Source organism: Nitrososphaera sp. AFS, from assembly GCF_009898475.1.
Lineage (GTDB): Archaea > Thermoproteota > Nitrososphaeria > Nitrososphaerales > Nitrososphaeraceae > Nitrosopolaris.
Window position 1 is genome coordinate 21,825 of the sequence record NZ_QURE01000011.1, and the last position, 6,768, is coordinate 28,592.

General features: G+C 41.3%; 7 protein-coding genes, 1 tRNA gene and 1 pseudogene (1 of these 9 cut by a window edge). 6 read left to right on the top strand and 3 right to left on the bottom strand.

Going from position 1 to position 6,768, the window contains the following annotated elements; translation table 11 throughout:
• Positions 1–125: 125 nt before the first annotated feature.
• A complete protein-coding gene (locus DYY65_RS02795; RefSeq protein ID WP_162476471.1) occupies positions 126–1,190 on the bottom strand; it encodes a coiled-coil protein in 1,065 nt (354 codons plus the stop codon).
• Positions 1,191–1,344: 154 nt separating this feature from the next.
• Here DYY65_RS02795 and DYY65_RS02800 point away from each other — a divergent pair, with 154 nt between their 5' ends.
• On the top strand, positions 1,345–1,740 hold the full coding sequence (locus tag DYY65_RS02800; protein WP_162476472.1) for a hypothetical protein: 396 nt from the start codon (positions 1,345–1,347) through the stop codon (positions 1,738–1,740).
• On the opposite strand, the gene DYY65_RS02805 is transcribed toward DYY65_RS02800, so the two are convergent.
• Positions 1,737–2,477 carry a hypothetical protein gene (locus DYY65_RS02805; RefSeq protein ID WP_162476473.1) on the bottom strand — a complete coding sequence of 247 codons (741 nt, stop codon included), beginning with the start codon at positions 2,475–2,477 and terminating at the stop codon, positions 1,737–1,739. The two genes, DYY65_RS02800 and DYY65_RS02805, sit on opposite strands and share 4 nt — an antisense overlap.
• 74 nt (positions 2,478–2,551) lie before the next feature.
• On the opposite strand from DYY65_RS02805, the gene DYY65_RS02810 reads away from it, so the two are divergent.
• The 3 genes from DYY65_RS02810 (at position 2,552) to DYY65_RS02820 (ending at position 4,534) form a co-directional block, all read left to right on the top strand.
• Positions 2,552–3,307, top strand: coding sequence for a methyltransferase domain-containing protein (locus DYY65_RS02810; RefSeq protein ID WP_162476474.1), 756 nt, complete (start codon positions 2,552–2,554; stop codon positions 3,305–3,307).
• Positions 3,304–3,999: a hypothetical protein gene (locus DYY65_RS02815; RefSeq protein WP_162476475.1), complete on the top strand. Its 696-nt coding sequence runs from the start codon at positions 3,304–3,306 to the stop codon at positions 3,997–3,999. Before DYY65_RS02810 ends, DYY65_RS02815 begins: the two co-directional genes overlap by 4 nt.
• A gap of 64 nt (positions 4,000–4,063) precedes the next feature.
• Entirely contained in the window at positions 4,064–4,534 is a 471-nt protein-coding gene (locus tag DYY65_RS02820; RefSeq protein ID WP_162476476.1) for a chorismate pyruvate-lyase family protein, read from the top strand.
• A 66-nt stretch (positions 4,535–4,600) separates the two neighbouring features.
• On the opposite strand, the gene DYY65_RS02825 is transcribed toward DYY65_RS02820, so the two are convergent.
• Positions 4,601–4,674 (bottom strand) — tRNA-Ala (locus DYY65_RS02825).
• 223 nt (positions 4,675–4,897) lie between these two features.
• Between DYY65_RS02825 and DYY65_RS02830 the strand changes: the two genes are divergently transcribed.
• Together DYY65_RS02830 and DYY65_RS02835 are read left to right on the top strand one after the other, a co-directional pair.
• Entirely contained in the window at positions 4,898–5,338 is a 441-nt protein-coding gene (locus DYY65_RS02830; RefSeq protein ID WP_162476477.1) for an NUDIX domain-containing protein, read from the top strand.
• A 159-nt stretch (positions 5,339–5,497) separates the two neighbouring features.
• A pseudogene (locus DYY65_RS02835) lies at positions 5,498–6,768 on the top strand (B12-binding domain-containing radical SAM protein); it runs 246 nt beyond the window's last position.

Here is a 6,768-nt window from a genome sequence, read left to right on the forward strand (position 1 = left end):
GATAGCATGGTGAGGCCGGCAATATTGTAGAAAAGATCATTAGAATATAGCTCACGACAAGATCGTACACAAGTTGGAGCTTTTATCCAATCATAACATGACTAGCGCGAGAGGGATAGGAACTGCTAGTCTACTGAGCTACCTTCTCCATATATTAATCTCATCTCGTCGAAAGTCAATTTCTCCCCTTTTGACATTTTCTTTAACGCTGCTTCTTTCATAATGTTCCATCTCTCTTGGTTTTCTTTATTTCTCTTGACTCGTTCCTGTATGCTTTCACGCCGTTCCTCATTGTCTCTAGGCTGGCGACGAAGGTGTGGCTGTCTTTTCTGCCTTCCTTCTGAGGCCTGCTGTCTTGACTTTCTAAATTGGATTGCATTAAGTTGCGTTTCGACCATATCCAGCTTCGCTTTTGCCTCTCTGACAGCGCGGATCACTGCCCTTCTATCTTGGTAGAGCCTTTCGCGCAGATTCAAAAGCGAATCAAGATTAGCTTTTAAGTCGCCGATTTTATTGCCAACTTCTGACCGTTGATCAAAAATCTTATTCATTTTATTTCTCAAAAGCTCATACTGGGAGGACATATTCCGGTAGTCATCTTCCTTCTTGTGCATAGCCTTTAATGAGTGCAATCTTGTAGCGACTTCTTTTGATCTGGCAACCAATTTGCGTTCTTCTTCCTTGGACAACTTCTTTGTTTGAATATCATGTTCGATCTGATCAAGGCTCCTTGTTAGCCTTGAAATGTCGTACCTTTCCTTACGTGATCTCGAAGCTGCCGAAGATCCGCTCTTCTCCTCCAAGTATTTCATCCGATTTCTTGCTTCTATGAGAGTATTCTTCGCTTCTGTATAACGAGTAAGCTCTGTGTCTTTTTGCTCATTTGTTTCCTTGAGCTTCACCCTCATCTCTTCCAACTGGACTCGATCCTCATCTATCTGCTTCTTGGCAGATTCTATGTTTAGGTTTATCTCCTGAATCCTTTCCTCTCCTTTTTTCTGTTCATCTACCAAACTCTTTTTAAAGTCGAGGAGTGTCAAAAGATTCGAATCCAAGCTAGAAGTCCGATGCTGATCACGCTCTAAATTTTTTCGAGTCCTGTTCTCGATAGGAGGAGGTGTGGTTGTGGTCGTAGCAGTGGCCCCAACGCCTGCGCCCCCATCGTTATTACTATGTTGGTCCAGTTCCACGTCGAGTAGGGTTCATTAGATTACCAAAGATATATTTTTTCTCATTTTAACGATAATGGTCAGGAGCTGCAGAATGGCATTGAACCGTGCCAAAAATATGATGGATTATACATGTTTATATGACATGAGATTCTAGTACTCTAGGAATCAGTAAATGGAGGATTTCGAGAAGGATTTTCCAGATTTTGACTGGAAAAATATTCCTGCCTACAAGCATCCAGGAGGAAAAAATTGTCCTTGTCCAAAACATGAGTACATTCGCGAACAGATCCATGTTACCAAGACCATTAGCAACAACAATCGTGATGTAAATCCAGATGCGAGGCAGAGAGCACAAGTTACGCTTAAGCTCTGTCCTGACCACCATGCGGTATACTTTAATGAAGTCGTTCCCGCAATGCCATTTAAATACAGATTGATGACGAAGGTTGCTTTAAAGATTGGCGCGGTAGTAATTCAAAGAATCTCTTATATGCAATCTGACCAATGCTTTTATTGCAAATTCGGCTCGGGTGGTTTTGACAAAAAGACCGAATTACCGCCTGTTTAGTCTATATTCAATTGTTTTTTGAATGAGGTAGAACCTTTTGCAATGTTCTGTAACATTGTGGACTGGTCGGCCGCAAATCCCAGTGAAATTATATTGCGTAGGAGGATCCACAAATAAGGAAAATCGCAGTTGGCTTCTGAAACATAACCATCGCGAAACCGTTGCTCTATCAATTTATAGTTAGCTATTTTGAGATCTATTACACTTGCAAGAAATGACGCGATATCCATACTCTGAGCAAAGGTGGAATTCGTTTTATGAACAAACGCCAGATCAGTCCTTACTATAGTATTATCGAATTTTACCAAGTAATTCTGAGACTTGTTGTCCGTAAATACATACCCACCATTGTGAAGTCTCCCCGTTATGCACCCCGCTTGGAATGCTAGGGACCTGAGAATGTTTTTATTTTTGAGTTTATCTGTGAAAGCAGTATACAGGTTCCCGCCCTCTATAAATTCCTCGATGATAGTATCTTCCGTTAGCGAAAAGAGAACGGGGGTTGGCACTCCAAGATTCTTTAAGTTGGTCCTCATAGATTTTCCTTCATTGTACGAGGCTAATTTTCCTGCAGGGGGAGGCGCAGATGGATGTATGCACAACAATGAAACTAGGCAGTATGTAGTCGCTAAAAGGTATTCATGGAATTTCTTAGTAGCCTTGTTTCTCTTTAGAACGACCATCCTTCCGTCTATTTCCTGAATTGAAATGTCCCGCTGCCAGTTCACAAAATACAACTATTTTTTTCCTCGTCGAGTAAATATGTATACGTTTCAATACTTAAAAGAACGTCGGTGCGTAAAAATGCATATTGGTAATTAATCTACACGAAGGTTATAAAAAAGCAAATTTGTTCTTCACGCCGGACAATGCCTCTAGCTACGACATTGTTGTGAAGATTGCGACTCTTGGTAGGGATCGTTTTTGGAAAAAGCGAATTATAGACGCTTTAGATGCAAAAATGCTCCGCTCAAGTTATTATCTATCAAGCGTCTCTTTACCATATTCTTTCCAGTCTAATACAAATCTTGACCTTGCGAGTGGTACTGGTATATTGTCAGGGATGATAGAGCGCGAAGCATGTAGGCATGAAGCATCGAGGAGTGTAGTCTGCCTTGATTTGGCCTTCCATTATTTGCAAATTGCGAAAAAAAAGTGCGCGAGGGGGCTCTTGACGAACGCCACTGCAGAGCTGCTTCCATACCGAGCAGAGTCATTTGACTCAATTACCTCTTCTTACCTATCAAAATATGTTAACGTAGAAGCAGTTGTAAAGGAGTGTTGGCGTGTCCTCAAGAGTAGGGGTCTAGTAGTTTTCCATGATTTTACATACCCATCTGGCTGGATAGCGCGGTCTCTCTGGAACTTTTATTTTGGCCTCTTGAAATTGGTCGCCAAGGGAGTAATAACTTGGGCGCATGCCTTTCATGACTTAGACCGTGTCATAAAATCGAGTAATTGGGTTCATAAAACCTCTCAGGCACTTAGGGTGAATGGATTCAGCAATATTATTATTAGATTTTATACTATGCAGACTTCCGCCATCGTTTTGGGTCAAAAGCCATGAGTGAGGACACCCGTCTAAATGAATGGTTCGTACCAAAGTTTGGGCCCCTAAAATTTCGAGTGTTTATTGGCCTCATGTTTTTGCCCTATACTGGTATGTGTATTTCATTCACAATACTGGGTTCCATGTTAGCACCCACAATCTCGTGGGACAGGGTTGCTGCCATGTCGCTGATATACGGACTTGCTCTGGGAATTTCGGCTCACGCTGCTGACAATCTTGGCTCAAAAAAGAAGCCATGGGGGATGTATTTCAATTCTAAGGAACTGTGGATTATGGTATTCCTGGGGCTTCTGGCAGCATACTCGATAGCAGCATACTATATTATTTATTATGTCCCAAATCTATTGGTTTTTGGGGTCATAGAAGGTTTTTTCGTTTTCGCATACAACTTTGAATTATTTAGAGGCACACTACACACCAATGGCTGTTTTATTTGTTCTTGGGGTATTCTTCCGGTGTTTGCAGGTTACATCATGCAAACAAATACTCTTGGATTCCTTCCTCTCCTGCTTTCGGCTCTCACAGCTATGGTTAGTTACGTACATATAAAAATATCTAGACAATACAAAGAATTAAGAAGGCAGGCTGTAGATCATGAATCTAAAAGATTGGAAATCTATCTTAAAATAATTAGTTTTGGGACAATTGCAATTGGGGCTATTGCGATCTGGATTAGGGCTACGCTCTGAGTTTTAATCCACATGCATTTAATTCAATATGGTGATGACTTATCCTTTGGTGATCTTTTCCGTCATGGTAAGGGATTCAGGGACTCGTATGATCCAGAAGATATCTGAGCTTGAAAAGAAGTCTCATGTTAAACTTTCTGTTACAAAAAAAATTTTACTTGCGGAGACTGGATTTGTTGAGCAGATTTTGAGTGTTTTGTCAGGCGTGGAAACGACTGTGAAGGTTTTGAAGCAGACAGAAGACCGAGATTTTATTTCTCGCGATGTTTATATAATTACTAAGCAAGACGGAACGATTCTTCTGAGAGCAAAGTCGTACTTTTTCTTAAGTAACTTACCTGAGAAATTTGTTGACAAAGTGAGGCGAAGACGGAGCGGCATAGGTAACATTATAGTAGACACTGAGTTGGAAACATTTAGAAAAATAATCAAGATAGGCTATGATTCAAATTCGGACACAATCTTTAAAGTATATCAAATTCTGCATATGGGAAAAGTAGCCATTGAAATTAGGGAATCTTTCTCATCTAGATAAACTATGACGTACGGGATCGTAAATATTATTCACATCACTTGAATGGATGCTTTGGTGTCTTGTACGTGGACCGGGTGGGATTCGAACCCACGGCCTCGGCAATGCCAATGCCGTATCCTACCAGACTAGACGACCGGCCCGAGAACATTTCAACAATCTTCCTATTTGATATTAATACCTTTAACAAATCATATCTCAATACGTAGGTTATATAACATACATCCTAAATTATCCCTGTGCTGTACTCTAAGTAGGCCTTTCAATATGACAGACTCTACCCGTGCTCTCCAGCACAAACTGACTTGATAGTAATGACAATATCATATTATTAAGGGGGGTTCGCTTGACTATTGGGTATACGCAGTGACACTTGAACGGTCTATCGGGGCTGTAATAAAATATCAATCTCCTATAGCTAGCGCTGCCACCAACTTCTCAAATGCAGCAGACTTTCTCTTGCTGAGAAATAGAAGAGGTTTTTGGGGCTTTCCACAGGGGCATAAAGAAAAGGGTGAAACTGAAATTGAGACATTAAAGAGAGAAGTTTCGGAAGAGACGGGTATCGATAATATAGACGTGCAATCATACATTGGTCGAATCAGATATTCATTCTTCAGGCCAGATGGCATGAAATCCAATAAGGAAGTTACCTTTTATTATGCTATCAGCGCTGGCAGGGCTATCACGATATCCACGGAGCATGAGGGTTTCAGGTGGGTTACGTACCTGGACGCTTTGTCTCTTCTTAACCACAGACAATTAATTTCCATTCTTGTAAGAGGTCATCGAAAGGGTCTGTATTGAATCACATTTCTCCCAATTTGCGTTTTGAACATTGCTTCTGATGCTAGAGCTCACTAACTTTCAGTAATAGATTTATACCTATGATTGGACGACCTATGTGGGTTAAGAAAGTAAATGGTTTCCGGGAAGCGGATAGTATTAACGGCAGATAGAAGCTTGATGACCAATTACAGGGGAAATTTCCTGTATGGTTTTATTGCATGTGGACCTTATGAGTTAGTACCCGAGTTTGTTTTTGACAAGTTATTCTGTCCCAGTGTTGAAACTGATAAATCTACAGGAGGTGTAAAGGTTGCCCAGTGCGGTTTGCGGAGAATAGAAGGGGCGTTGCTGAAGGAGTATAGTAAGGAAAATGTCTTCCTCGCACACCCTGAAATGCTTGAAAAGTGCGTTGGACCTGAGACCAAAGTTGTAGGGATAAATGTCATGGATCCACTTGGGATGGCTCCTGTTACGACTACAATGTCGCCTGAAAACCTTTCTTATGTGGCCATGAAATTCAAAAAAATGTGTGCATCGATTATACAACTTAAAAAGAAATTTAACTTTAAAGTAGTGGCAGGCGGAAACGGTGCCTGGGAGTTAGCCAAACCTGATAGAATGAAAATTCATGGTATCGATACTGTGGTGATAGGTGAAGCAGATGAACTTGCACTGGATTTATTCCATGACCTGGAATCTGGAGACGCGCCGGAGTTATTACATACCTTCGTAAGAAATATTGATAATATTCCAATGATACGTGGGCCCACCATTAACTCATTGATAGAGGCTATGCGCGGCTGCGGAAGAGGCTGCGATTTTTGTGACGTTAACAAGCGCTCTAAGAAGGATATCCCACTTCAAAGGTTGCAAGCCGAAGCTAAAATAAATCTCAAATACGGGTTTGATTCGATTTGGTTACAATCGGATGAAATGCTTCTTTACGGATGTGACAACCGGGATTTTATTCCGAACGCTGACGTTATCTTGAACCTGTGGAAAGGGTTGAAGGAAGTGGGCGCTAATTTCATCGGAACTACACACATGACTCTCTCTGCTGTGGCTTCTTCTCCTGATCTTATAAGGAACCTTTCCCAGGTCAACAATATGGATAACAATGGAAGGTGGCTTGCTACAAACTTAGGAGTTGAAACTGTCGCTCCAAGAATGGTCAAGAAACACCTGGGAATAAAGACAAAACCTTACTGCCCTGAAGAGTGGGGTGCGGTGGTGAGAGAAGGCGCCAAGATCTTAAATCAGAACCATTGGTTTCCAGCATTGACCCTCATAATAGGCTGGCCTGACGAGACAACCGACGAAACCCAGTACACAATTGATTTGATAGAAGACTTTCGTCAGATGAATATGAGAGGGCTAGTGGCACCTCTACTCTATCAAGACTTTTCAGAAAGAAATTCTATGCACTTTGGAAATCTCAATGAAGCACA

What these genes read in the sequence shown, in the direction of transcription:
- DYY65_RS02820 (WP_162476476.1), top strand. Translation starts at nt 4,064, where the DNA reads ATGGTAAGGGATTCAGGGACTCGTATGATCCAGAAGATATCTGAGCTT.
- DYY65_RS02800 (WP_162476472.1), top strand. Translation starts at nt 1,345, where the DNA reads ATGGAGGATTTCGAGAAGGATTTTCCAGATTTTGACTGGAAAAATATT.
- DYY65_RS02815 (WP_162476475.1), top strand. Translation starts at nt 3,304, where the DNA reads ATGAGTGAGGACACCCGTCTAAATGAATGGTTCGTACCAAAGTTTGGG.